The organism is Micromonospora sp. NBC_00860 (assembly GCF_045207375.1).
GTDB lineage: Bacteria > Actinomycetota > Actinomycetes > Mycobacteriales > Micromonosporaceae > Micromonospora > Micromonospora vinacea.
Window position 1 is genome coordinate 3,936,951 of sequence record NZ_CP108825.1, and the last position, 25,626, is coordinate 3,962,576.

Annotated in this window: 24 protein-coding genes; 10 read left to right on the forward strand and 14 right to left on the reverse strand. The window is 72.2% G+C overall.

The genetic code is table 11. The features are described 5' to 3' along the window. Positions 1 to 9: 9 nt before the first annotated feature. Both OH804_RS18010 and OH804_RS18015 read right to left on the reverse strand, forming a co-directional pair. Positions 10 to 1,212, reverse strand: a complete 1,203-nt coding sequence (locus tag OH804_RS18010) for a low temperature requirement protein A (protein WP_406058267.1) — start codon at positions 1,210 to 1,212, stop codon at positions 10 to 12. Positions 1,213 to 1,309: 97 nt separating this feature from the next. Further along, positions 1,310 to 2,251, reverse strand: a complete 942-nt coding sequence (locus tag OH804_RS18015; protein WP_406058269.1) for an SDR family NAD(P)-dependent oxidoreductase — start codon at positions 2,249 to 2,251, stop codon at positions 1,310 to 1,312. Between the two features lie 131 nt (positions 2,252 to 2,382). On the opposite strand from OH804_RS18015, the gene OH804_RS18020 reads away from it, so the two are divergent. Next, positions 2,383 to 3,204, forward strand: coding sequence for a helix-turn-helix domain-containing protein (locus OH804_RS18020; RefSeq protein WP_406058271.1), 822 nt, complete (start codon positions 2,383 to 2,385; stop codon positions 3,202 to 3,204). A 28-nt stretch (positions 3,205 to 3,232) separates the two neighbouring features. On the opposite strand, the gene OH804_RS18025 is transcribed toward OH804_RS18020, so the two are convergent. The 3 genes from OH804_RS18025 to OH804_RS18035 form a co-directional block, all read right to left on the reverse strand. Then, positions 3,233 to 4,000 (reverse strand): TetR/AcrR family transcriptional regulator, encoded by a 768-nt coding sequence (locus OH804_RS18025; protein WP_196922030.1) that lies wholly within the window; start codon positions 3,998 to 4,000, stop codon positions 3,233 to 3,235. 81 nt (positions 4,001 to 4,081) lie between these two features. Beyond that, positions 4,082 to 5,716, reverse strand: a complete 1,635-nt coding sequence (locus tag OH804_RS18030; RefSeq protein WP_196922029.1) for an MFS transporter — start codon at positions 5,714 to 5,716, stop codon at positions 4,082 to 4,084. Continuing rightward, positions 5,710 to 6,405 carry an SDR family oxidoreductase gene (locus tag OH804_RS18035; RefSeq protein ID WP_196922028.1) on the reverse strand — a complete coding sequence of 232 codons (696 nt, stop codon included), beginning with the start codon at positions 6,403 to 6,405 and terminating at the stop codon, positions 5,710 to 5,712. Before OH804_RS18035 ends, OH804_RS18030 begins: the two co-directional genes overlap by 7 nt. A gap of 162 nt (positions 6,406 to 6,567) precedes the next feature. On the opposite strand from OH804_RS18035, the gene OH804_RS18040 reads away from it, so the two are divergent. From OH804_RS18040 to OH804_RS18055, 4 genes are all read left to right on the forward strand, one after another. Further along, a complete protein-coding gene (locus OH804_RS18040; protein ID WP_406058274.1) occupies positions 6,568 to 7,860 on the forward strand; it encodes a sensor domain-containing protein in 1,293 nt (430 codons plus the stop codon). Beyond that, on the forward strand, positions 7,848 to 8,513 hold the full coding sequence (locus OH804_RS18045; RefSeq protein WP_406058276.1) for a response regulator: 666 nt from the start codon (positions 7,848 to 7,850) through the stop codon (positions 8,511 to 8,513). The genes OH804_RS18040 and OH804_RS18045 overlap by 13 nt, the downstream gene beginning before the upstream one ends. A gap of 95 nt (positions 8,514 to 8,608) precedes the next feature. Continuing rightward, positions 8,609 to 9,670, forward strand: coding sequence for a Gfo/Idh/MocA family oxidoreductase (locus OH804_RS18050; RefSeq protein WP_406058278.1), 1,062 nt, complete (start codon positions 8,609 to 8,611; stop codon positions 9,668 to 9,670). 236 nt (positions 9,671 to 9,906) lie between these two features. Further along, entirely contained in the window at positions 9,907 to 10,455 is a 549-nt protein-coding gene (locus OH804_RS18055; RefSeq protein ID WP_406058280.1) for a DUF1062 domain-containing protein, read from the forward strand. Positions 10,456 to 10,628: 173 nt separating this feature from the next. Here OH804_RS18055 and OH804_RS18060 read toward each other — a convergent pair whose 3' ends face one another. The 4 genes from OH804_RS18060 to OH804_RS18075 all read right to left on the reverse strand — a co-directional run bounded on the left by OH804_RS18060 (position 10,629) and on the right by OH804_RS18075 (position 13,233). Continuing rightward, positions 10,629 to 10,787: a hypothetical protein gene (locus OH804_RS18060; protein ID WP_167492920.1), complete on the reverse strand. Its 159-nt coding sequence runs from the start codon at positions 10,785 to 10,787 to the stop codon at positions 10,629 to 10,631. A 127-nt stretch (positions 10,788 to 10,914) separates the two neighbouring features. Next, a complete protein-coding gene (locus OH804_RS18065; RefSeq protein WP_406058283.1) occupies positions 10,915 to 11,196 on the reverse strand; it encodes a winged helix-turn-helix domain-containing protein in 282 nt (93 codons plus the stop codon). A gap of 437 nt (positions 11,197 to 11,633) precedes the next feature. Further along, entirely contained in the window at positions 11,634 to 11,855 is a 222-nt protein-coding gene (locus OH804_RS18070; RefSeq protein WP_030335934.1) for a hypothetical protein, read from the reverse strand. A gap of 283 nt (positions 11,856 to 12,138) precedes the next feature. Further along, positions 12,139 to 13,233: a PIN domain-containing protein gene (locus OH804_RS18075; RefSeq protein ID WP_196922023.1), complete on the reverse strand. Its 1,095-nt coding sequence runs from the start codon at positions 13,231 to 13,233 to the stop codon at positions 12,139 to 12,141. Between the two features lie 219 nt (positions 13,234 to 13,452). On the opposite strand from OH804_RS18075, the gene OH804_RS18080 reads away from it, so the two are divergent. Beyond that, complete coding sequence (locus tag OH804_RS18080) at positions 13,453 to 15,489, forward strand: glycosyl hydrolase family 28-related protein (RefSeq protein WP_196922022.1); 2,037 nt, start codon at positions 13,453 to 13,455, stop codon at positions 15,487 to 15,489. Between the two features lie 45 nt (positions 15,490 to 15,534). On the opposite strand, the gene OH804_RS18085 is transcribed toward OH804_RS18080, so the two are convergent. The 4 genes from OH804_RS18085 to OH804_RS18100 form a co-directional block, all read right to left on the reverse strand. Further along, positions 15,535 to 16,170 (reverse strand): CG0192-related protein, encoded by a 636-nt coding sequence (locus tag OH804_RS18085; protein ID WP_196922021.1) that lies wholly within the window; start codon positions 16,168 to 16,170, stop codon positions 15,535 to 15,537. Between the two features lie 13 nt (positions 16,171 to 16,183). After that, positions 16,184 to 17,278 (reverse strand): cellulose binding domain-containing protein, encoded by a 1,095-nt coding sequence (locus OH804_RS18090; protein ID WP_196922020.1) that lies wholly within the window; start codon positions 17,276 to 17,278, stop codon positions 16,184 to 16,186. A gap of 68 nt (positions 17,279 to 17,346) precedes the next feature. Next, complete coding sequence (locus tag OH804_RS18095; protein WP_196922019.1) at positions 17,347 to 18,396, reverse strand: nitronate monooxygenase family protein; 1,050 nt, start codon at positions 18,394 to 18,396, stop codon at positions 17,347 to 17,349. A 29-nt stretch (positions 18,397 to 18,425) separates the two neighbouring features. Then, the gene (locus OH804_RS18100) at positions 18,426 to 19,538 is read right to left on the reverse strand and encodes a hypothetical protein (RefSeq protein WP_406058286.1); all 1,113 of its coding nucleotides are present in this window, start codon (positions 19,536 to 19,538) and stop codon (positions 18,426 to 18,428) included. Between the two features lie 145 nt (positions 19,539 to 19,683). Here OH804_RS18100 and OH804_RS18105 point away from each other — a divergent pair, with 145 nt between their 5' ends. From OH804_RS18105 to OH804_RS18115, 3 genes are all read left to right on the forward strand, one after another. Further along, positions 19,684 to 20,649 carry a hypothetical protein gene (locus tag OH804_RS18105; protein WP_406058288.1) on the forward strand — a complete coding sequence of 322 codons (966 nt, stop codon included), beginning with the start codon at positions 19,684 to 19,686 and terminating at the stop codon, positions 20,647 to 20,649. Positions 20,650 to 20,780: 131 nt separating this feature from the next. Further along, the gene (locus OH804_RS18110; protein WP_406058290.1) at positions 20,781 to 23,084 is read left to right on the forward strand and encodes a M64 family metallopeptidase; all 2,304 of its coding nucleotides are present in this window, start codon (positions 20,781 to 20,783) and stop codon (positions 23,082 to 23,084) included. Between the two features lie 174 nt (positions 23,085 to 23,258). Then, on the forward strand, positions 23,259 to 23,531 hold the full coding sequence (locus OH804_RS18115) for a hypothetical protein (protein WP_406058292.1): 273 nt from the start codon (positions 23,259 to 23,261) through the stop codon (positions 23,529 to 23,531). 139 nt (positions 23,532 to 23,670) lie between these two features. Here the strand turns inward: OH804_RS18115 and OH804_RS18120 are convergent, their stop codons facing one another. Further along, a complete protein-coding gene (locus OH804_RS18120; protein ID WP_231392574.1) occupies positions 23,671 to 24,939 on the reverse strand; it encodes an Nramp family divalent metal transporter in 1,269 nt (422 codons plus the stop codon). Positions 24,940 to 25,189: 250 nt separating this feature from the next. On the opposite strand from OH804_RS18120, the gene OH804_RS18125 reads away from it, so the two are divergent. Beyond that, positions 25,190 to 25,597 (forward strand): GntR family transcriptional regulator, encoded by a 408-nt coding sequence (locus tag OH804_RS18125; RefSeq protein WP_196922015.1) that lies wholly within the window; start codon positions 25,190 to 25,192, stop codon positions 25,595 to 25,597. Positions 25,598 to 25,626: the final 29 nt, after the last annotated feature.

The window sequence follows — 25,626 nt, forward strand, 5'->3', positions numbered from 1 at the left end:
CGGGGGGCGCTATCCGTGTCGCCGCTGGTTGGGTGCGGAGCTCTCCCCGGGCTGGCGGATGAACCGCCGCAGTGCCGGCATCGCGTCGAACAGGACGATCAGCAGCAGCACCCCGGCGACGACGGCGCTGTTGACCAGTTGCGGAGACCGCACGGTGGCCAGTCCGCCCACGATGATGGCCGGCACACCGACCAGACGCGCCCAGGGCCAACTGCCGTCGACCACCGCCGCGAGCAGGATCCGGGCGGTCAGGAACAACGCGGGGCCGATGACGCCCACGATCGTCTGCCCCGTTTCGTGTTCTCCCGGATGGTCGATCGTCATCTCCATGGCCACCGAGGTGGCCAGCACACCGGCGATCATGACGAGGTGCAGGTAGCCCGCCATCAGCGTCAACTTGCTGCCGGGCGGGCCCTCCGCCTCGATTCTGGCGCCGAGCCGCCCGCCGGCGGGCACCAGGTAGAGCCGGGCGAGGGCCACCGCGGTCACGAACGCCAGGGCGAAGGCCACAGTGCTGTCCCGGTCCAGGCCCGACCCGCTGTAGGTGACACCGGCGATCAGGATCAGCTCACCCAGGGCGATGATGAAGATCTGTTGGTACCGCTCGGAGAGGTGTCTGCCGTTCACCTGGAGTTCCGGCCAGGTGCTGCGTCCGAGCCACGGGAACGGCCAGCGCAGCCGTGCCAGGGAGTACTCCATGACGAGGGCGAGCGCCCAGAGCACCTCCCGGGCCGGGGTGACGGCCGCCCCGACCACCCAGAGCACACCGGAGATCGCGAACCAGACAGCCACCCGCAGGCTCCGCACCTGTAGCGGGTGCCCCTGCAGGGCGGGGATCAGGATCGCCGCCCGACCCAGGTGGATGGCCACGTAGGCGACGGCGAACACCATGGCGTGTCCGTCGAACACTGTGGGTACGGCCGCGGCCATCAGCAGGCCGCCGAACATCGTCCAGAGCAGCAGGGTGACGATCAGCGGAGCCCGGGGGTCGAACCAGTCCGCCGACCAGGCGGTCACGAACCACACCCACCAGAGCGCCGCCAGCATCAGCAGCACCTGGAGACCACCGTTGAAGCTGGGGTCGTCGAGCAGCGCCCGGGACAACCGGGTCAGCGCGAAGATGAACGCCAGGTCGAAGAAGAGTTCCAGGAACGACGCCTTGCCCGGGTTCTCCCGCCGGAGCAGCAGCCGTCCCGGAAGCCTGCCCGCCATCGCCATCCTTCCCCGGCCCGCAGCTGCCACCGCCGCCCCAGTCGTACCACCCGGGCTGCCGGGCCCGGGTCGGTTCCGCCGAGCCCGGCCGTCGTCGTCAGCGGCCGGTGGTGACGCCGCGGTGGGCGATCAGGTCGGACGCCACGGTCCAGAGCCGCTCGGCGTTGCCCGGGTCGACCGCGTACGCGGCCACGCCGCTGTAGTCGGCGGGCCGTTCGGTGACGACCGGGGCCTCGGCGCAGTCCTCGAAGTAGCGACCACCGACGCCGTCCAGCAACGGGGACGCCGCGAGCAGCACCGAGGTGGCGGCGCCCTGCTGCGGGGTCTTGTGCATCTCCTTGGGCGACTTGAGCCCACCGGTGTGCTTCTGCAGGCCGGTGGCGATCGCGCCCGGGTTCAACGCGTTGGAGTAGATGCCCTCACCGGACCAGCGGCGGGTCACCTCGACCGCCAGCAGGGCCTCGGCGCTCTTGGACTGCCCGTAGGCCAGCAGCGGATCGTACGGCCGGAACGCGAAGTGCAGGTCGTCGAAGATCACCGGGGAGAAGAGGTTGCCGCTGGAGCTGACCGACACCACCCGGGCGCCGCCGGCCGCGGCGAGGGCGTCGTGCAGGCCGACGGTCAACGCGAAGTGCCCCATGAAGTTGGTGGCGAACTGCATCTCCCAGCCCTCGGCGGTGCGCTCCAGCTCGGGCAGCGCCATGATCCCCGCGTTGTTGACGAGGATGTGCAGCGGCTGGTCCCAGTCGGCGACGAACTGGCGTACCGAGGTCTGGTCGGCAAGGTCCAGCGCGCGGACGGTGACCCGCTCCGCGCCGATGCTGGCCGCGATGTCGGCGGCGGCCTGCTCACCCGCAGCGACCCGGCGGACCCCGAGCACGACCTCGGCGCCGGCGGCGGCGAGCGAACGGGCCGTCTCGACGCCGATGCCGGCGGCACCGCCGGTGACGATGGCCCGCTTGCCGGTCAGGTCGACCCCGGCGATGACCTCGTCGGCGGTCGAGGCGAAACCGAAGGGGGTGGTGATGCGCTCTGTCATTGCTGTCCCGTCTGTCGATCACGCTTACCCCGACACTGTCACCCCGGTGGCAGGGGTTAGCCGGTTCCCTGTTTTTCCTGGTAGTGGCAGGACCAGGCTGGATGGCCGGGGGTGGCTCCTACGATGGGCGGGTGAGCACGGCCGGCCCGCTCGGCGAATACCTGCGTGCCCGGCGCGAGCTGATCGGGCCGGGTGACGTCGGGTTGCCCGGGCACGGCCGCCGGCGGGTGCCCGGCCTGCGGCGCGAGGAGGCGGCCCTGCTCGCCGGCATCAGTGCCGACTACTACCTGCGGTTGGAACAGGGGCGCGACCGGCACCCGTCGACGCAGGTGGTCGAGGCCCTGGCCCGCGCGCTGATGCTGGACGCGGACGCCGCGGCGCACCTGCACAGCCTGGCCCGGCCGGTGCCGGCCCGCCGCGCGGCGCGACCATCGGAGCGGGTGCCGGTGGGCATCCGGCAGTTGGTCGGCTCGTGGGCCGAGACGCCCGCCTTCGTGCACGGTCGGCACCTGGACGTGCTCTTCGCCAACCCGGCCGCGACCGCGCTGGCACCGATCTTCACCGTCGGGGTGAACCTGCTGCGCGCGGTCTTCCTGGACCCGAGCGTGCCGGCGCTCTACCCGGGCCTGACAGCGGTCGCCGCCAACGCCGTGGCGGGGCTGCGCGCACAGATCGGCCCGGAGGTGGACGATCCCCGCCTCATCGAGCTGGTGGAGGAGCTGACGGCCGGCAGCGAACGGTTCCGGCGGTTGTGGGCCCGGCACGACGTCACCGCCCGCGCAGGCGGTGGGGTGCGGGTGTTCCAGCACCCAGAGCTGGGCGAGTTGGCGCTGCGCTACGAGAAGCTCGTGATCAGCGGCACCACCCAGTCGCTGGTCGTCTACCACGCCGAGCCGGGCAGCCCGTCGGCGCGCTCGCTGGCCCGGCTGGCCCGACGGACAGCACCACGCTAGCTTCGCCGGATCCGCAGACCCGGGCCGGCTATCGGCTGGCCGCCCGCTCGGCGACCACCACCGCGATCCCGTCGAGGACGCGTTGCAGACCGAACTCGAAGGCGTACTCCGGGCCGTACGCGGCGCCGTGCTGCTGGCCGGCAGCGGTGCCGACCCGCGAGGCGGTCGGGTAGGCGTCGGCCGTCATGAACGTCTCCAGCCAGGGCGCGTGCGACTGCCACCACTGGCCGTCGGTCATGCCGGTCTCGCGCTCCAGGTCGACCACCTCGGAGGCGGCCCGCGCGGCGCTCTTCACGTGACCCAGCACGAGGGTGAGCACCGCGTCGACCTCGACATCGGTGAGCCCGATGTCGACGATCGCGCGAAGCTCGTAGTCGTACTTGGCCATCAGGTGCGGGCCGAGCACCGGTCGGGTCGTCTCGGCTCGCAGCATCCAGGGATGCCGCTGGTAGAGCGCCAGATTGTCGCGGGCGATCCGTTCCAGTCGGGTGCGCCAGTCGCCCTCGACGGTAGGGCGCGGCATCTCGCCGTACGCGGTGTCGATCATGACGGCGACGAGTTCGGCCTTGCCCGGCACGTAGGTGTAGACCGACATCGTGCCGACCCCCAGCGCCTCACCGACCCGGCGCATGGTCAATGCGTCGAGCCCTTCGGCGTCGGCGATGTCGATCGCGGCCCGGACGATCCGATCGACGCTGAGCGCCGGACCGGCGCTGCGGCTGGTCGGCTCCCGGGTGCGCCAGAGAAGGGCCAGGCTGCGGGCCGGGTCCGCGGTGGCCTTGCGCTCACTCGCCATGGTGCGGCCATCCTAACAACGCGGCCGTACGCGGTACGCCCGCCTCGGCCTGCTCCCGGGCTCACGCCCGGGCGTGTGGAATCAGAGCGCCTCGCGCTCGTCCGACAGCGTCGGGCCGGCGGCGGCGGGCACCAGGTGTCGAACCTCCGGCTCCCCGTCGGTCAACTCCCGGGCCCGTTGCTCGGCCGCGCGGTCCTCACCGGTCAACCGGCCGCCGTGCTGGCGCAGGTGCTCACCCCAGGACGGCACCAGATACACCTCGACGAACCGGTCCACCGTCTCGGCCGGGCGGAACAGCCCCCAGCGCATCGCGCCGGTCCGCTGCCGCGCGCCACGCACCAGGTCCATCGCCGCCAGGAACCGTTGGGTCCGCTCCGGCCGGACGGTGTACTGCACGGTCACCAGCACCGGCCCGACTCCCGGGTCGGGCTCGTGCGCCAGGTGCAGTTGCGGCCAGTACACCGCCGGTTCCCGGTTCACCGACCGCAGGTCCGGCAACGGCCAGATCCGACTCGTCACGGTGCCGACAAGCATCAGCGCCGCCGCCGCCAGGTACGCGAGGACCAGCCCGGCCATGTCGGCCACCAACCCCCAGAGCAGCGCGCCGACGGCCTGCCCACCGGCGAAGCACACCTGGTAGACGGCCAGGCCCCGAGCCCGTACCCAGCTGGGCAGGAAGAGCTGCATCTCGGCGTTGACGTTGGCCAGTACCGTCACCCAGGCCATCCCGGCGGGCAGCAGGGCGAGCAGCACCAGCGGCACCGACCGCACGGTGCCGAGCACTGTCAGCGCCACCGTGAACAGCGCCCCGGCGATCAGCAGCAACTGGTTCGCCGACAGTCGGGTGCGGATCACGGCCAACAGCACGCCACCGGCGATGGCGCCCACACCGAGGGCTGCCAGCAGCACCCCGTACCCGCCGGAGCCCAGCCCCAGCCGCCGGTTCGCGACCAACGGCAGCAACGCCCAGAGCGCGCTGGCCGGGACCACGAAGACCAGCGCCCGGCGCAACAGCCGGCGGACGGTCGGCGAGTGGCGTACGTAGCGGCTGCCGGCGCGCAACGCGGCGGTGAACCGCTCGGGCACCTCGACCGCGCGGGCGTTGCCGGGCCGCCAACGCCACAGCGCGTACGCGAAGACCCCGAAGGCGACGGCGTTGATGCCGAAGACCGGGGCGACGCCGGTACGGGCGATCAGCACGCCGGCCACCGCGGGCCCGACCGCCCTCGCCACGTTCACGCTTATCGAACCGAGCGCGGACGCCGACCGCAGCTGGTCCTGCGGCACCAGCTCCGGGATCACCGCCGCCCACGCCGGCAGAGTCAGCGCCTGCCCCACCCCGAAGGCGAAGGTGAGGGTGAGCAGCAGCGCCGGCGGCATCCGGTCGGTCAGGGTGAGCAGCGTCAACGCCACCGCCACCGCCACCAGGAACAGCTGCACGGCGATCAGCAGGTGCCGGCGGTCGAAGCTGTCGGCCAGCACCCCGGCGGGCAACGCCAGCAGCAGCACCGGCAGCAGACTGGCGGTCTGCACCAACGCGACAAGGGTGGACGCGTTGGAGTGGTTGATCAGCAGCCACTGCGCGCCCACGGTCTGCATCCAGGTGCCGATGTTGGCGGCGAGCAGGGCCAGCCACAGGTTGCGGTAGACCGCCGTCCGCAGGGGCGCCCACGCCGAGGCCGGACGGTCGGCTTGTCCGGCTGCGGCCGTCACCACCGCCCGTCCGCGCGCAGCACGCGCTCACCGGAGACGTACAGGTCGTCGGGTTCGAGCAGCAGCAGCCGGACGACCTCGCTGGCGACCTGTTCGGGCATGGCGAACACCTCGTCCAGGAACTCGGCGCCCACCCGTTCCTGTAGCCGCGTCGGCATCGGCCCGGGATGTAGCTGCATCACCTTGACCCGGTTGCTGTGCTGGGCCTCGGCCAGCGAGTCGACCAGGCTGTTGCCGTAGCTCTTGGTGGCCCGGTAGACGGGGATGCCGGGCCGGGGTGCCGCCAGCGCCAACGCGCCGATGTACACCACGTTTCCGTGGCCCTGCCGGTGCAGGTGCTGCACCGCCTCCCGCAGCAGGTACGTGATGCCCAGGACGTTGATCTCCACGGCCCGGCGGATGTGCTCCACCGACAGGTCCCCCAGCTCGCCGCCCGCCCACATGGAGGCGCAGGCCGCCACCCCGTCGATCGTGCCGTAGCGCTCGACCACCTCGGCGAACCCGTCGCGGACCTGCTCGTAGGAGGAGATGTCGCAGACGGCGCCGTCGCAACCCAGCTCGTCGGTCGCGGTGGCGACCTCGGCCGGCACGTTGCCGAACACCACGACCTGATGCTCGTCGACGAGCAGTCGGGCCACCGCTAGGCCGAGACCGCTGGTCCCGCCGACCACCACGAAGGTTCTGGCACCCATGTCTCTCCAGCCGCCGACAGCACAGGTCACGCGGGACGCGCGACGGCCCGTTCTTCCCGTTTCCGGACCCCGCACACCCGTCCGTCGGTAGTGCTGGGCATACCCCGAAGAGTGGATCTGGACGGCTGGGGCACCCGGTCGCTCCCGATTAGCGTCTGCTGCATGACCACGGAACACAGTTCGCACCTGGCCGAGGCGCTACGCCGCCGCCGCTGGCTGATCTCCGCGTGGCCCTGGCGCGCGCTTGCCTACCTGGTCACCACAGTGCCGATCGCCGGGTTCCTCGCCGTCGGGCTGCTCGTCATCGGCGGCCCCATGCTGCCCGTCTTCAGCACGCTCCGGCAGCACGGCCGACCGCCGAGCATCGCGCTGATGCTGTTCCTGATTACCGGCAGCGTCATCCTGGTGGCGTTGGCCCCGATCCTGAGCTTCGCGGTGGCCGCCGTCGAGCGGTGGCGGGTCCGGCTCGTCGACGGCCGTCCGTTGGCCTCGTCGCCGTGGCCGGGCCTGGCCGCCCGCTACCGCAGCGCCGCGACCTGGCGGGAGGTGGCGTACCTGTTCTGGCTGGGCGGGTTCACGCCGGTCGCGTACTGGGTGTTCCTGGTGCTGGTGCTGCTCGACCTCGGGATGATCTCCAGCCCCTGGCTGGCCGGCGACGCCAACCAGCCGGTGGTGATCTGGCAGCCGATCGACAGCACCGGCGAGGCCATTCCGTACGCGATAGTAGGGGTGCTGCTGATCCCGGTGCTCTGGTACGCCATCGGTCTGCTCGCCGCCGTCCAGGCCGCCGTGGCCCGGTGGGCACTGGCCCATCCGGTGGACGCGGCGGCGCTGCGCGAGGTCGCCCGCTCCCGCACCCGACTGGTCGGCGCGTACGAGGCCGAACGCCGCCGCATCGAGCGCGACCTGCACGACGGCGCACAGCCCCGGCTCACCAGCCTCACCCTCCAACTGGGGCTGGCCCAGCTGGACGTACCCGAGGACTCCCCCGCCGCCCGACCGCTCGCCGTGGCGCACGACCAGGCCCGGGGCCTGATGGTGATGCTGCGGCAGTTGGTGCACGGCATCCGCCCGCAGAGCCTCACCGACCTCGGCCTGGCCGGCGCCGTACGCGAACTGGCCGACGCCGCCACCATCCCGGTCACCGTGCACGCCGACCCGCACGACGAGTTGCCGGAGATCGTGGAGACCACCGCCTACTTCGTGGTCTCCGAGGCGCTGGGCAACGTGGCCCGGCACGCCGGGGCGACCCGCGCCGACGTACGCCTCACCCGGGCCGGCGGTGACCTCGTCGTCGAGGTGACCGACGACGGTCACGGCGGCGCCGACCCGGCCCGGGGCACCGGCCTGACTGGGCTCGCCGACCGGGTCGCCGCCGTGGACGGCCGGCTGCTGCTGTCCAGCCCGCCCGGCGGGCCTACAGTGCTCCGGGTGGAATTGCCATGTCGTCGGTGACCCGGGTGGTGCTCGCCGAAGACGAGGTGCTGCTGCGGGAGGGTCTCGTCGCCCTGCTGACCCGCTTCGACTTCACCGTGTGCGCGGCCGTCGGCTCCGCGCCGGAGCTGCTGGCGGCGGCCCGCGACCACCGCCCGGACCTGGTGCTGACCGACATCCGGATGCCGCCGGGCCGCCGCGACGACGGGCTACGCGCGGCCGTCGCGCTACGCGCCGAGCGACCCGACCTCCCGGTCGTGGTGCTCAGCCAGTACGTGCAGACCGGGTACGCGGCGGCGCTGCTGGACAGCGGCGACGGCCAACGGGTGGGCTACCTGCTCAAGGACCGCGTCGCCGAGGTCACCGAGTTCGTCGACACGCTGCGCCGGGTCGCCGACGGCGGCACCGCCATCGACCCGGACGTGGTCCGGCAACTACTGCACCGCCCCCGTGACCCGCTCGCCGCGCTCTCCGCCCGGGAACGCGAGGTGCTGGCGCTGCTCGCCGAGGGGCGGTCCAACGCGTCGATCGCCGGCCGGCTGCACGTCAGCGAGGCGGCGGTCGGCAAGCACGTCAGCAACATCCTGCTGAAGCTCGACCTGCCGCCCAGCGACGACACCAACCGGCGGGTGTTGGCGGTCCTCACCTACCTGCGCGCCGACCCGGCGAGCTGACGGGCCGAGATCGGGCCCGACCGCCCCGGGCGTAGATTCTTCTCAGCGGTACCGGCGCCAGGTCAGGGCGCCGACCAGGAAGACGGGGGCATGGCATGGCGAAGGCGCTGCGGGTTGGTCTGCTGGGATACGGGCTGGCGGGCCGGGTGTTCCACGCGCCGCTGATCGCCGCGACCCCCGGGCTGCGGCTCGACGCCATCGTTACCCGCGACCCGCAGCGGCGCGAGCAGGCCCGACAGCACTTCCCGGACGCCCGCCTGGTCGACGACGCCGACGAGCTGTGGCGTACCCCGGACGCCCTGGACCTGGTCGTGGTGGCGACGCCGAACCGTCAGCACGTGCCGATGGCCCGCGCGGCGCTCGCCGCCGGCCTGCCGGTCGTCGTCGACAAGCCCCTCTCCCCGACCGCGGCGGAGGGCCGCCTGCTGATCGACGAGGCGACCGAGCGGGGGGTGCCGCTGACGGTCTTCCAGAACCGGCGCTGGGACGGCGACTTCCTGACCGTCCGCCGCCTGGTCGAGCAGGGCGAGTTGGGGCAGGTGCTGCGCTTCGAGTCCCGGTTCGAGCGGTTCCGTCCGACGATCAAGCCGGGCTGGCGGGAGCTTGCCGGTCCGGAGGAGGCCGGCGGCGCCCTCTTCGACCTCGGCGCCCACCTCGTCGACCAGGCGGTGCAGCTGTTCGGCAGTGTCGACCGCGTCTACGCGGAGGTGGACCGTCGCCGCGCGGGCGCAGCCGTCGACGACGACGCCTTCGTGGCGTTGACCCACGCCAACGGGGTCCACTCGCACCTGTGGATGGGCGCGGTGACCGCCCAACTCGGGCCGCGCCTGCGCGTGCTGGGCGACCGGGCCGGCTACACCAGCTACGGGCTGGACGTGCAGGAGGCGGCGCTGCACGACGGCGGCCGACCGGACCAGCCGGGCTGGGGCGAGGTCCCGCCGGAGCGCTACGGCCTGCGCGGCGTCGACGGTGACCTGCGGCCGGTGCCGACCGAGCCCGGCGCGTACCAGAGCTTCTACGCCCAGGTGGCGGCTGCGCTGCGCGACGGCGCCCCGATGCCGGTGGACCCACGGGACTCGGTGCACACCGTCGAGTTGATCGAGTTGGCGCACCGGTCGGCGGCCGAGGGCGTGGTCCTGCCGGTCCCGACCGCCTGACCGGGGCCTGACACCCGACCGGTCGGCACGTCCCGCCGGCCGGGCCGCCGCGTACGCGAAAACCAGTGGAACGGCGCCGCCGTGCGCCGTTACCGTGCTGCGCAACGTGGTCGTCTAGGCAAGGACGTGCCGTTGTACACCCTGTGAGACCTCCCGAGAGCTGATCTGTCGCGCGTCGCGCAGCTGCGCCGCGCTCCTTTTTGCTGCGGACTTCTCACTGAAACCGGTGTACTTCTGTGCTCAAAAATTGGGCCGTCGTGCCCACCTGCCTGCCCATCGTTCAACGCCGTTGCCACGCGTGCCCGTCCCAACGCCTTCGGGCGAGCGGCAAGTTCCGTGTCAACGCCAACCACAAGCTCCTCGACGTCTGGCTTCTCGCGCTCTGCATCGAGTGCGGGGAGACGGCGAAGCTCACCGTCCTGGACCGGATGACGGTGCGCTCCATCCCACCCGAACTGCTGGACCGGCTCCACGCCAACGACCCGGGCCTGATCGCCGAACTGCTCCAGGAGCCGGCCGTTCAGCACCGAAACCGGTTCGCCCTGGACTGGACCGACGCCTGGCGTCTCGACACCGGCGGATCGGAGCACCTGGACCTCGACGTGATCGACGTCGCGGTCCGCAACGCGGCGCGGATCCCGGTCCGGCCGACCCGACTGATCGCTGAGGGTTGCGGTCTCTCCCGGGGCGAGGTCGACCGACTGATCACGGAGGGGAAGGTCGTTTCGGCGTTCCGGTTGGGCGGCAAGCTCTCCGGCGACTTCACCTTCACCCTCAAACGCTGACCCCGCCCTCGGGGCCTGTCCGGCACGACGCCGGGCAGGCCCTGTTGGCGGCGATTGGGCGGCCAGTACATTGATCGACTCGGTTTCCGTGAAAGCGCGGGGTTAGTCCGCCTCCAACACCGCAATTTCACGGAAGTCGAGTGGATCTTGCCCGCCGTCCGGTTCCGGTGGCCTCAGTCGGCGTTCTGCTCGGAGCGAGCGTCGTCCGGCGCGCGAGCGTCATCGTCGGTCAGCGCGTCGTCCGACGATGTGGCCAGATCGGCGAGCCGCCGCTCGGCCTCTCGGATCTCCTCGTCGAGCCTGGGGTTCTCCTCGTCGGGACCCTGCGACATGGGGACCTCCATAGGGCGCGACTGGCAGACCTCCGTGTACGTGTACCCGAACTGACGGCGGGGACACGAAGGTCCGCCATATCCCCTGATCACGTGATGATGAATAGTTGAATCGAGCCGCCAGCAACTACTCCTTATCAAGTGATCGAGGAGATCCCACGTCTTCGGCGACCCAGAGGCCACGGCCCTGGAGACCCACCACCAAGCCGCGTGTCTGAAGAACGATGATCGCCCGTTGGACCGTGGTCACACTGACGTCATAAAGGTTCGATAGTTCGCTGTAGGTGGGCAGACGCTCCCCTGCCGCGTACTCGCCGCTCTTGATCCGAGCGGCGAGGTCCTCGGCCACCTCGCGGTATCCGCCGGTAGGTATGGGCATGTGAAGGTTCCTTCGTTCGGCACCTTCCATCGGACCACGCCATCCACAGGCCTTCGATCCCGCCCAGGGGCGACGGCGAACAGGTCGACCCTGGGCGGGCCTGATCGCGTCTCGCGAAAGGCGTACCAATCATGCCGATCGACGAACCCGTGTCCAAGGCGACCGAGTTGCTCACGGCCGAACGAGTATTGGATACCCACTGGACTCGGGCACTAGAGCGGCCATGGCGAGCTGGCGGCTGCCTTGAGTGCCAAGGTCGCGACAACTGCTCGCAACTGGATTGGGCGTTGGCGCTTCTGGCAGACGTTGCTTCCGTCATGCTTCAGAAGCGGTGACCTGTGAGGTGGACGTGCTCGGCGGTGAACCGCTGTGCCGCTTTCGGCGGACCAACGTACCGAGCGCCGGGCCGGTCGGCGGGCGCGCCGGGCTGGAGCCCGGGAGCGTTGCCGACCCGGCCCGGTGCCGGATCAGCGCTGCTTCAGCTCGCGCCAGGATGGGTGGGTGCCGCGCCAGGCGTCGGCGAGGATGGCCGCCGAGGCCCGGCTTGGGCACTGCTGCACCCGCTCACGACCCGACGCCCCACCGATCTGGGCGCGGACCTCCCAACCCTGCCCGTCAGTACGGATGTACACGTCCCTGCGCCCGCGCGGGGTCGTGTCTCCGTTCCACCAGTGTTCCTCCACCTTCATTCGCCGACCGTATAGCAATTCCCGCGCCGAGGGTACGGCGCAGGTATGCCCGGACCGGGGCAAGGGCGACATTTCTGGCGCATTTCAGCCCAACCGTTGACGGTTCGAAACCATAACGGGCGGTTCTCCCGCTCCTGACTTGCGAATCAGGAGCCCCGCCCCACTCTGCCCCCTCCCCGCAACCCCCACCCCCAGCCGTTGTTGATCAAGAGGTTTCCGTCATCGATCGCGCTCCCGATGACGCGAACCTCTTGATCGACACGGGCCGGGCCGGGCGGGGCGGTCAGGTCTGGGTTGTCAGCAGGTAGTCGTCGGCTTCGGGGCTCCAGCGCAGGTCCAGTACGCCGGCGGTTGCGGCGGCCTTGCAGAACTGCAGGAAGCTGCGGTAGCCGAGCTTCTTCTCGCTGAAGTCCGGGCGGGCCCGGCGCACCTGGTTCTTCAATCCGGACAACGCCACCGGGTTGCCGCCGCTGCCCAGGTCCGCCACGACGCCCCGGAGCAGGCCGAACGCCACCTCCCGGTCGCCGTGCTCGGGCAGCGAGACCTCCGGGTCACCCTTCGCCGGGCCCTCGCCCAACTCGATCACGTTGCGCTCGGCGAGGTGACGCAGCAGTTCGCCGAAGGTCCGGAAGCCGTAGTCGGACTCGCTGAAGGTCGGGTCCTTGCGCAGCAGGGTGCGCTTGAGTCGGGAGGCGGTGACCTCACCGTTGGCGCTGCCCTGCAACCCGGCGACCGACTGGGCGACGAAAACGGCGAGGGCGTCCACGTCCCGGCCGGGCTCCTCCCCCGCCGGTCGGCGGTCCACCTCGGGCTCCTGCTCCCGCTCCGGCTCGGGTGCGCGCTGCTCGGCACCGGCCTGTCGGGCGGCGGGACGCGCGCGCCTACCCCGGGCCGGCGGGATGTCCACGCCCTCCAGCCGGTCGTAGTAGAGGAACTCGTCGCAGGCCGGGGGCAGCAGCCCCGAGGTGGACCCCTCGACACCGACCCCGATGACCCGCTTGTTCAGCTCGCGCAGCTTGTGCACCAGCGGGGTGAAGTCGCTGTCACCGCTACAGATGACGAAGGTGGAGATGTAGTCGCGTTCGAACGCCAACTCGATCGCGTCGACGGCCATCTTGATGTCCGCTGCGTTCTTCCGGGACGCGCCCATCCGCTGCGGGATCTCGATCAGCTCGACGTGGGACCGGGTGAGCATTCGGCGGTCCTCGTCGAAGTACGACCAGTCGGCGTACGCCCGGCGGACCACCACCCGACCTCGTTCGGCCAGCGCGTCGGCGATGGGCCGGAAGTCGAAGGCCGCGCCGCCGCGATGGTCGCGCGCGCCCAGCGCGAGGTTCTCGTAGTCGAGGAAGAGGGCAATCCGGTCTTCTTGATCCACGCGGATCAGCCTACGCCCGGCGTGAGCTGGTCGGGGCGGGCGACGCGCGACACCTCAACTCGACGACCGTCCATTTCTTGCGGCCTGATAGTCGTTTATTTTCATTGTTCGATAGTTGTCTTGCAGTGCCATGTCTGGTGCTGCATCATGACGATCAATGTCGGGCGTCGGGGGAACGCCGGGCGGACCTCCACCACCACCCATCCAGGAGGGTCACCGATGTTTCGCAGCCTCATGCCGGCGCGGGGACGCCCCGGCCGGCCCAGCGGCGCCGCCGTCGCGCTAGCCGCCGGTCTCGCCGTGCTGGTCGCCGGGCCCACAGTGGCCGCCGCCAGTCCACCCGCGTCCGCTGGCGCGCAGCCGGTGGTCACCCGGGCCGCCCTCGATCCGGCGCTGGTCGCCGGACGTGGCGCGGACGTCGACTTCCTCGAGCAGGAAGCCGAGAACGCCCGCACCAACGGCGAGCTGATCGGGCCCGACCGGTCCGCCTACACGCTGCCCGCGGAGGCTTCCGGCCGCCGGGCGGTCCGGCTCACCCCCGGGGAGTACGTGGAGTTCGTCCTGCCCAGCGCGGCGAACGGGATCACCGTGCGGTACAGCATCCCGGACGCGCCGCAGGGCGGTGGGATCACCGCGCCGCTGCGAGTCGCGGTCAACGGCAAGCACCTGCGCACCATGACGCTCACCTCGCAGTACTCGTGGCTCTACAACCAGTACCCGTTCACCAACGACCCGCAGGCCGGGCTGCTGCACCCGGACTGGTGGATCACCGAGTGCCAGTGCGTGCCGTCGGCCACCACGCCGTACCCGAGCATCGACAAGCCGTTCCGGCCCACCCACTTCTACGACGAGCAGCGGCTGCTGCTCGGGCGCACCTACCGGGCCGGCGACAAGGTCCGGCTCACCGCGCCGCCCGGTAGCGCCGCCGCCTGGACCGTCATCGACCTGCTCGACTCCGAGTTGGTCGCGCCGCCGCACGTCCGGCTGCTCGCGGCGAACGTCCTCGCCTTCGGCGCCGACCCCACCGGCCGGCGGGACTCCGCCGACGCGCTGGACCGGGCCATCGCCTTCGCTCGACGCGCCCACCTCACGGTGTACATCCCACCGGGCACCTACCAGGTCAACCGGCACATCATCGTCGACGACGTGACCATCGAGGGCGCCGGCAACTGGTACACCATCATCAAGGGCCGCGAGGTCGCCCTGCCGACCCCCGCGCCGGACGGCTCGGTGCATACCGGAGTCGGGTTCTATGGTCGGGACGCCGCCGACGGCGGCAGCCGTAACGTGCACCTCGCAGGCTTCGCCATCGAGGGCGACGTGCGCGAGCGCATCGACACCGACCAGGTCAACGGGATCGGTGGGGCGATGAGCGACTCCACAGTCGACGGGCTCTACCTGCACCACACCAAGGCGGGCCTGTGGTTCGACGGCCCGATGCGCAACGTCCGCGTCACCAACAACATCATCGTCGACCAGATCGCCGACGCGCTCAACTTCCACACCGGCGTGACCGACTCCCTCGTGGCGCACAACTTCGTCCGCAACACCGGCGACGACGGCCTGGCCATGTGGTCGGAGAAGACGGCCAACGCGCGGAACACGTTCGACCACAACACCGTGCAGTCACCGACCCTGGCCAACGGCATCGCCATCTACGGCGGCACCGACACCACCGTCTCGCACAACCTGGTCGCCGACCCGGTACGCGAGGGCAGCGGTCTGCACGCCGGTGCCCGTTTCGGTGCGGAGCCGTTCACCGGGCACCTGCGGTTCACCAACAACACCACCGCCCGCGCCGGCACCTACGAGCTGAACTGGAACATCGGGCTGGGCGCGCTCTGGGTCTTCGCCCTGGATCGCAGCATCGAGGCGCCCATCGAGGTGACCGGCGACGCGTACCTGGACAACACGTACAACGCGATCATGCTGGTCAGCGACTGGCCGGTGAAGGATCTCTACTCGATCTCCGATGCGCGCTTCCGGGACGTCCGTGTCGACGGCACCGGCACCTCGGTGGTCAGCGCCCGCGCGGCCGGGTCGGCCTCGTTCGCCAACGTGGACGCCCGCAACGTCGGCGCGGTCGGCGTCAACAACTGCGGATCGTTCCACTTCACCCCGGCCGGTTCGGAGTTCACACTGACCGACCTCGGCGGTAACGACGGCGGGTGGCTCGCGCCGTGGCTGCTGCCCAACACCATCACCTGCGACGACCGGCCGCCCGTGTCGCCGCCCCCGCCTCCGGCGCAGTGGTGAGAGCGGTGGGCGGCCCGAGCGATCGGGCCGCCCACCGCGCACAGTTCAGCGCGTTCTGACGTACGCCAGCGGCACGGTAGTGGACTGACCGTGCCATCTGCCGCTCAGCGTGCCCCCGGCCGGCCCGTCGGCCCCGGCCCCGGGCCTGCGCACGACGACCAGCTCGACGGTGTCGGTGTCGATGAGCGTGCGGTCCTCGTCGACCACCCGTCGCACCGCGCCCACGGCCGGCACCTGGGCGTCGGCGGCGCCGTCGACGACGACCGTCACCGTCGGTTCACGCACCTCGCGCCGGCCGTCGACCTCGAAGTACTCCTCCGCCTGGCCGCTGCCGGTGAGGGTCGCGTGGGCGAGCGCGGCGGCGTACACCGGGTCGACGCAGCCGTCGTACACCCAGCGCCGGCCGAGCACCGAGTGCTCGGTGGTGCCGACCAGCCACCCGTCCGCACCGTCGAGGGGCGCGGCACGGTAGGTGAGCGGGACATGGTGGACCGGACCGTCGGCGGCACCGACCAGCATCGTCTCGATGCCGACCTCGCCGGCCGGGTCGTCGAAGCGGTAGGCGCCTCGGCTCACCAACTCGACGCCGGCCGGCCCGGCGAACCACTGTCGGTTGGGCAGCCAGGTGGTCAGCAGGTCCAGTTTCGTGGGGTGCAGGGTCGCCCTGTGCAGCAGTGCCATGACCGCAGCCTAGTCAGAGCCCCGCGCACTGTTGCCCGCCGATCGTGCAGCTCTCCGGTTCCCGGGCCTTCGGCCGGCTGTCGCGGACGTCGAAGCTGATCGTCCGGGATCCCCCGGCCGCCACGGCGCCGCCGGTGAAGGTGATCGCCCGTCCGTCCTGTCGCCAGTTCGCGCCGTCGACGTCGTCGACGGTGGTGCCTTCGGCGAGGGTGACCACCACGGCCCAGTCCGTCACCGGCGCGCCGCCGGGGTTGCCGACGACGATCTCGCCCGTGTAGCCGAACAGTCGGTCGGATTCGGTCTCGTAGCGGGCCGTGATGGACGGCGCCGATGGCGGAGGCGGGGCGGCCGACGCGGGTGTCCGCGAGGGCTTCGCCGACGGGGTCCGGCTCGGGCGGGTGGTCGCCGACGCGGTGGTCCGCGAAGGGCGCGCCGAGAGGGTCGCGGTGGGCGCCACTGCGGCCCTGTCGGCCGTCACTGTCGGTGACGCGGTGGCCGTCGGCGCGGGCGCGGCGGCGGGCTTCGCGTCGGGTGGCAACGTCACCCATGCCGCCGTCCCCGCCACCAGCACGGCCCCGGCGACCACGGCGACCAGCGTGCGACGCCGACGAGGGTTGCGGCCGGCCTTGCCGCGTACGCCGATCAGCGGCAGTTCCGCGGTCATCCCACCGTCGGCGCGGCGCAGGTCGACCTGCTGGAAGGCGAGCCAGTCGAGGATGGCCGGCAGCCGCACGGTCAGCGCCTGCCGGAGCTGTTGCTCCCGGGGGTCGTGCTGCTCGGCGGACCACGCGCCGTGCGTGCTGACCTCCCGTAGCTCCAGCCGGCAGCCCTGCTTCGTGACAGTGACCGCGCAGGTCAGCTCGCTGAGCCGGCCGGCCTCGTCGCAGGCCAGCACGAGGAGGTCCGGCTCCTGCCGCTCGGTCACCTCGACCTCGACGTTGGCCTCGAAGCCGGGCAGGCCGGCGGTGTGCAGCAGCATCCGGTCCGCTACGCCCTCGACAGTCTCGGCCTCGGCGAACCACCGGCCGAGCAACTCCCGATCGGTCAGGGCGCGCCAGACCCGCTCAGCCGGGTGGGACAGGTCGACCTGCGCACCGATCTCGATCACGGCGAGACTCTAACGGGTTGCCCGCCCGGCCTGTCCCCGCCCGCCCGAGCCGGTTACCGGCGTCCTGGTCAGCCCCAGCGGCGGGACCGCTCGACCACTGTGGCCAGCGCGGCCTGGGCGCCGACACTCACCTCGGCCACCACCTGCGCCGCCGGCAGGTCCCGGACCAGCGGGTGCGCCTGCCCGGCCCACAGGTTGGCCACCGACGCGTCCCCGTCGCTCCGGGCGGCAGCGAGCAGTGGACGCGTCAGGTGCAGCACCTGGGGGTAACCGCGCGGTGCCACCGCGTCGTGCTGGCGCAGGAAGTCGTTCGCCACGCCACGGGCCCGCTTACCGGTGTAGGACCGGGTCAACGCGGTCGGCGTGGCACTGGCCACCGCCGCCCGGTGCATCGGCGAGCTGCCCGCCTCCGGGCAGCGCAGGAAGGCCGTGCCGAGTTGCGCGGCGGCGGCGCCGGCGGCCAGCACGGCGGCCACCGAGGGGCCGTCGACGAGGCCACCCGCGGCCACCAACGGCCGGTCACAGCGGGCGGCGGTCAGCCGGAGCAGCGGCAGCAACCCGTAGTCGTCGTCGTCCGGTAGGCCGCCGCGATGCCCACCGGCCTCGGTGCCCTGTACCACCACCGCGTCCACCCCCAGGTCGGCGGCGGTGGCCGCGGCGTCCGGACGGGTCACGGTGGCCCACACCTCGGTGCCCCGCTCGCGCAGGGCGGTCACCGCCGCCCGGTCGGGCAGCCCGAACACGAAGGACACGACCGGGACCGGGTCCGCGAGCAGCGCGGCCAGCTTCTCCGGGTACGCGTCGTCGCCGCCCACCGGATCGCCCAGGCTCACCCCGCGCTGCGCTGCCTGCGGGGCGAGCCGTTCGGCGTACGCCCGAATGGCGGCCTCGTCGACGCCGCCGGGGTCGGGCAGGAAGACGTTGACGCCGAACGGCCGATCGGTACGCGCGCGGGCCTCGGCGACGTCGGCGACCAGCCGACCGGTGTCGATCATCCCGGCGGCGAGGAAGCCCAGCCCACCCGCTGCGGAGACGGCGGCCACCAGCGCGGGCGTGGACGGGCCACCAGCCATCGGGGCGGCGACGATCGGGTGGCGCAACGTGGACAGGACGGACATCCCCCCATCCTGCCGCAGGCCCGGCCCACTCACTGGCGCGCGGTGTGCCTCCACCAGAGCGCGGCGGCCAACCCGAGCAGGATCAGCAGTGTCCCCGCGCCGAGGGCCAGCGGCCAGGTCCGCCCACCCCCTCCGCCGACCTCCCCGGCGGCCGGACGGACCGCAGTGGGCGCCAACGGGTCGACGGACTCTGTGGAGGGCGCGGCGGTGGCAGCGCTGGCGGTCGCCGGGTAGCGCAGGATCGTCGAGCGGGTGCCGGCTGGTTGACCGGCGGACTCGGAGACCGTGAGCAACGACCGGCCGTCCCGACTGTAGGTGATCGACTCGCCCTGAGGCTCGTCCGGCAGCGGGGTGATCCGCGGGGTGCCGGTGGTCAACGCGCGGACCACGTCGCCGTCGGGTACGTCGTACTCGAAGGCGTCGGCGTAGCTGCGCAGCACCACCCGCCGTCCCTCGGGCGCGCTCGCCGCACCGGTGATCACCCCGCGCCCCAGGAACGAGAACGGGTTGCTGGTCGTGGTCGACGGCACTGTCACCTGGCCGAGCGCGGTCAGCGGCGTCGTCGCGTCCGGCCGCAACGCGGTGGTCGGCGCGTACAGGAAGACGGTGCCGCTGCCGCCCTTGGTGACGATCAGTGGTCGACCGGACCCGTCGAGCAGCAGCGCCTCGGCGTCGTGCGGACGGTCCGGGTAGCTCATCCGGTGCAGTACCGGCCGCTTCGCCCCCGGCGCGAGCCGCCACACGCCCACCGTCGGCCGGGAGCGGTCGTTGTCGCCGATGTCGGCGACCCAGACGGTGCCGTCCCGGCCGATGGCCAGGTCCTCGGTGTCGCGGGGGCGGGACGGAAAGGAGACGGTTCGCGTCACCGCGCAACGCTGGTTGAGGTAGAAGATCCGCCGGCGGGCCTCGTCGTCGGCCCCGTCGTTGATCACCACGTACCCGTCGTCGGTGGCGACCATGCCGGAGATCTCACGGAGCCGGTCGTCGCGCACCTGGCAGACCGGCGTCCCCGCCGCCGCGCCCGCCGTGGCGGCGCCCGGCGCCAGCACCACGGCCGGCGGCAGCACGCCCGCGAGCACCGCGGTCAGCACCGCACCCGCGCGAGCACGCCGCCCCCAGGTCAACCGTCCGCGTACCCGCATCGCCCACCCTCCTCGTCGCGGCCGTGACCGGCCACCCGCCTATCCTGGCCGATCCCGACCACCGGCGGCCGTCATCGGGGGGACGCGCCCGGACCCCTGGTCGATGTACTGTCGCTCGGCCTGATTCTCAAGCCGGAGGTTGGCCATGTCCGTGAGCGACACCGCGCCGACCAGCCCGTTCGGGCGGCGGCTGCTGCGCCGCCTTGGCCGCCCCGCCGGTGGCGCCGCTATCGCCTGGGTGCCACTCGCCGCGCTCATCTGCGGCCTCTTCACCGGCGCCCTGGCGAGCCGGGCCGCCTGGGAGACGTCCCGACCGCAACCCGACCGGGCCGAGGCCGCCGCCGTCCTGACCGAGGTCTTCCCCGGCCACGACCTCGGCGAGATCGACACCCCGCCGGCGCTCTTCGTCGTCTACGGGCACGCGCTGCGCCTGGGGACCGTCAAGACCCTGCTGTTCGGTGACGGCGGCGAGTATCAGGAGAGCGCCACCGGCGCCAGCGCCCTCGGCGCGCCGCCGGTGCCCGCCGCGCAGATCGTCACGGTGGCCCGGGAGCGCCTGACCGGTGCCGGCTGGCGGGTGTACGAGCCGCAGGCGTCCGACCGGGTCAGCTGCGCGGACAAGACGTGCGCCACCCCGCAGGAGGTCACCGACACCGCAGTGACCGCCCGCCGCGGCGACACCATCCTGAACGCCTCGATCTCCTCGCAGACAGCAGTCGACGCCAGCTACCTCTCGGTCGAGCTGCACCGCGCGCCCCCGCCCCTTGTGGTCCCCGCCGGAGTGCTCGGCACGGCGCTGGGCGCGGTGGCCGGTTGGCTGGTCTTCGGCTGGGCCAGTCGACGCACCGAGGGACGCCGTCGACGCGGCACTGTGAACGTCCTGGCCGGGGTGGCCGTGGTGCTGTGGTGGCTGCCGGTGTTGCTGGTCGCACCGCCGCTGCTGCACCACCACCTCGGCGAGCCGCACCCGGCCTGGCACCCGTACTGGGAGTGGCTGGGCCAGCCGGCCGCCTCGCTCCTCTTCGTGGTCGGTGCGGTGTGCGTGCTGCTGGCGCTGGGACTGGCCGCCGCTACCCGCCGGGGCGCCACATCCGAGGCGACGACCGACTGACCGCCGAGGGTTACCTGTCGGTCCGGAGACCGGTACGGTCCGAGATGTCCACGGTCACGGCAGGCCCGTACGACGGCGCCCCCGCCGGACCCGGCGCCGCCAGACCGACCGGCACAGGGGAGGGGCGCAGCGTGCGGATCAGAGCGGGGTTGTGCGTCGCGGCGCTCGTCGCGGCGGGGCTGACGGTCGGCACACCGGCCGCCGCCACACCGGCCGCGTCCCCGGCGGCCAGCGGCACAGTGGTGCCGATCCAGGTCACCGGTGACCCGGCCACGCGGTTCAACCTGGTGCTGCTGGGCGACGGTTACACCGAGGCCGACCTGCCCACCTTCCGAGCACACGTGGACCGGCACCTCAACACCCTGTGGACGATCGAGCCGTTCAAGTCCTACCGCAGCTACTTCAACGTCTACGCCGTGGAGATCGTCTCGGCCGAGTCCGGGGTGGACTGCGACCCCGGCCTGTCCGCGCCGCGGCGTGACACGGCGCTCGGCATGGGCTTCTGGGGTGGTTGCAACCCGGCGAGCGTGCAACGCCTGCTCACTGTCGACGGCACCGCCGCGAACGCGTACGCCGACCTGGCCGTCGGCACCAACCCCGGCAACCGGCAGCTGATCGCGCTGGCCAACAGCGGCACCTACGGTGGGGCCGGCGGCAGCAACGCCACCGCCTCCGGCGGCAACGCGCTCTCCGCGCTGATCAGTCCACACGAGCTGGGGCACTCCCTCGGTGGCCTGCAGGACGAGTACGACTACTACGGCCGGGGAGTGCCGGGCGACACCTACAGCGGGCCGGAACCGGACTCGGTGCACCACACGGTGCTGACCGAGCGGCAGATGCGCGAGACCCGCGCCAAGTGGTGGCGCTGGCTGGGTGAGCCGAGCGAGTCGGGCGGGACGATCGGCCGCTACCAGGGTGGCCTGTACCTCCAACGCGGGGTGTGGCGACCGAGCCGGCACTCGATGATGAAGTCGCTGGGCTTCTACTTCGATCAGGTCGGCCGGGAGCGGATGACCGAGCGGATCGCCGGTCGGGTCGGCATCGTGCAGGGCGGCACGGCCACCGGTGCGGCGGTCGGGGCGGACCGACTGCTCTGGGTGGACACCCTGCACCCGGTGAGCCACACGCTGACCGTGACGTGGTCGGTGGACGGCAGGGCGGTGCCGCGTACCGGCAACGCCCGCCACCTGGACCTGCGGAATCTACGGCTCTCCCCGGGTCGGCACACGGTCACCGCCACGGTGACCGACCCGACGGAGTTCGTCCGGGACCCGGCGGTCCGCAGTTCTCCCGCGTTGACCCAGACCCGCACCTGGACCGTGGACACCTCGCTGCGTACCCCTGCGGTGGAGTCGCCGCTGGCGATCACGGCGTCCACCGCGACCGACCGGGCGGTCGGCGCGCACGACGTGGTGTACGTGCGGACCAGCCAACCCACCGATCGGGCGCCGCGCGTGCGCTGGACGCTCGACGGCCGGCCGGTGGCCGACACCGGCACCGACCGGGACGTGGACCTGGGCGCCCTGCGGCTGTCGCGGGGCACCCACCGGCTGACCGCCCGGGTCAGCAACCCGGGCACCGGGAAGGCGGTGACCCGCACCTGGACTGTCGACGCGACGCGGCCCCAGGTCGCGTACGAGCTCTCCGAGCCGCTGCTCACCGTCACCCGGCCCGGCCGACCCACCGAGTACGTGTACAACGGCCCGTTCACCATGGGGCTGACTGGCACCGACGACGGCACCGGCCAGGTCACCTCGGAGTTCCGGCTCGACGGCGACGGGTGGCACAACTACTACGGCTGGCCCACCGACGCCCGGTCGCCGTTCCTGTTCACCGCCACCGGCACCGACGTGGACGGCCTGGTCTACGGCAACCTCGGCTCGGGCGGCCTGTCCGTGTCCCCGTTCGCTGAGCGGTCCCCCGGGTACGGCCGGCACCGCATCGAGTACCGGGGCATCGACGCCGTCGGCAACATCGGGCCGGCTCGCGGGTTCGTGGCCACGCTGATCCCGCCACCACCGGCCTGCACCACAGTGGTCACCGGCCGACACGCCGGCCCGCTGACCGTCGCCGCCGGTGTCACCTGCCTGCGCGCGGCCACCGTGACCGGCACGGTCACCGTCGCACCCGGTGCCACACTGGTCGCCCAGGGCTCCTCGATCGCCGGAAACCTGACGGCGTCCCGCGCCGCCGCCGTCGAGGTGCTGAACACCGAGGTACGCGGCTCGATGACCCTGACCGGCATCACCGGCCACGTCACGCTGGTCGGGACGCGGGTGGCCGGGCGGCTGGCGCTGACCGGCACCGCGTCGGCGCCCGTTCTGGCCGGCGGCCAGGTGGGCGCGCTGACCTGCTCGGGCAGCCCGGCCCCGGTCGACCTGGGAGCACCCACCACGGTACGGAAGCCGACCGCGGGCCACTGCCGCCGGGCGTGACGCCAGACCCTCCAGATCCGCGCAACTACCGGGATGGTGCCGCTTCCGCCGCTGGGGAGGCAGCACCATCGGGGAAAATGCCCAGATCTCGACCGGCGTGCCGGCCTGAGTGCGGCGCTGGCGGGTAGGCAGCGGCCCGGCGGCATGTCGACACCCGCCGGGTGGGAGGCTCCGATGAGCACATACCGGGACGAACAGGGCGGCACCTTCCCTCCGCCGGAGGCGGATGCCCTTGAGCAACGACAGGACGCGTTCGACGTCGGGCCGCCGGACCGGGTGTCGGGTGACGTGGACCCGGAGGCAGCCGAGGCCGACCTGGCCGAGCAGGGCGCCCTCCCCGCGGGCACCCTCGAGGAGGTGACGTCGCTGCCAGCCGACGCCAACCCGGCGGACGCCCTCGAACAGCGCCAGGAGATCCCGGCCCGCGACGAGGGGCGTCGCACCTGACCATGACCCGCCCCGCCGGCCTGGCCGCGCACGGCGGTCCGGCTCGACATGCTCCCCAACGCCTGATGCCTGTGAGTCATCAATATGACTCACAGGCATCACGCTCGTGGGGATGCCTGGCCCCAGGCAGCCAGCCAGCTCAGCCGGCGACGACCTGCCAGAGGAGGAACGCGTTGAGCGCGACCACCAGCACGGCCACCAGGGACGCGGCGGCGGTGGTGAGCGGGTGGTTGACCAGGTTGCCCATCAGGTCGCGCCGGCGGGTGAAGGCGACCACCGGGATCAGCGCGAACGGGATGCCGAAACTGAGGATGACCTGGGACAGCACGAGCGCCCGGGTCGGGTCGAGGCCGATGCCGAGCACTACCAGCGCGGGCAGCAGGGTGACCAGGCGACGCAGCAGCAGCGGTACCCGCCGCCGCAGGAAGCCCTGCATGATGACCTCTCCGGCGTAGGTACCGACGCTGGTCGAGGCGAGCCCGGAGACCAGCAGCGCTACGGCGAACCCGAACGCGGCGGCGGTTCCGATGGTCTGGCCGAGCCCGGCGTGCACCCCCTCCAGGCTGTCCGCGCCACCAGGGCCGCCGCCCCGGAAGCTGGCCGCGGCGATCAGCAGCATGGCGAGGTTGACCGCGCCGGCCGCGCTCAGGGCGAGCAGCACGTCGGTGCGCTGGCCACGGAACAGGGTCCGGCGCTCGGTGTCGTCGGCGGCGGGGATGCGGTCGCGGGTGAGCGCGGAGTGCACGTAGATGACGTGCGGCATGACTGTCGCGCCGAGGATGCCGGCGGCCAACAGCACGCTGTCGGTGCCCTGTAGGCGGGGCACCAGACCGGCCATGGCCGAGGCGGGGTCGGAGCCGGAGGCGAGCAGGTTGGCGGCGAAGGCCAGCACGATCACCCCGAGCAGGACGGCGATGACGACCTCGAAGGCGCGGTATCCCCGCGAGCGCAGCGCGAGCACGGCGAACGCGGCAGTGCCGATGATGATTCCGCCGGGCAGCAGGGGGATGCCGAAGAGCAGGTACAGGGCGACCGCGCCACCGATCACCTCGGCCAGGTCGGTGGCCATGGCCACCAACTCGGCCTGCACCCACATCACCCGGTTCACCGGCCGCGGTAGGCGTTCCCGGCACAGCTCGGGCAGGCTCCGCCCGGTGGCAAGACCCAGCTTCGCGGTGAGCGTCTGCACCAACATCGCCATCAGGTTGGCCACCACCACGACCCAGACCAGCAGATAACCGTAGCGGGCGCCGGCAGCGGAGTTGGTGGCGAAGTTGCCGGGGTCGACGTAGGCGACGGCGGCGACGAACGCCGGGCCGAGCAGGATCAACCGCCCGCGTACGCGGCCCCGGGCGCGAGCGGCCTGTAGTGGAGTCGCCCTCGACGTCGTCAGTTCGTTGGTGACCATCGAACACCTCCCCGTCCACGCGGATCGCCTCCGGGCCCTTCCCGTCGGGCTGACCCTTGGGTGCCAACCCCTGGCCTGCCGGTGCCACCGAGCTCGGCCGCCGCGCCGAGCCGGGGCAGCACCCGGCGTGCCGGACGAGACGCGCCGCGCCGGGACGGAACCTGCCGCGGCGGGCTTGACAGCCGGTGGGTCACCGATGAAGCTGTCTATTAGTCCTACTGTCGTAGGACAACAGGAAGGATCATCGGGAGTGATCGAGTTCGTACTGGACAGCCGGTCGAAGGTGAACACCTACATGCAGCTCGTGCAGCAGGTGAAACAGGCGCTGCGGGTTGGCCTGCTGACGCCGGGCGACCAGTTGCCGAAGGTCCGGGACGTCGCGCAATCCCTGGCGATCAACCCGAACACGGTGCTGAAGGCGTACCGGGAGTTGGAGATCGAGGGTCTGGTCGGCGGCCGACCAGGGGTGGGCACGTTCGTCCAGCGCACCCTGGCCGGCGCGTCCCTGCCCAACCAGGCCGAGCTGCGCGACGACCTGGTCGAGTGGCTGCACCGGGCGCAAACGGCCGGCCTCACGGCCGAGGACGTCATCGCCCTGGTGGAGACGACGCTGCGCGCCACCCTCGCCGACGACGCCCCGCAGAAGGAGCCCGCATGAGGAAGCAGAGCGAACGAACCATCAGGCAC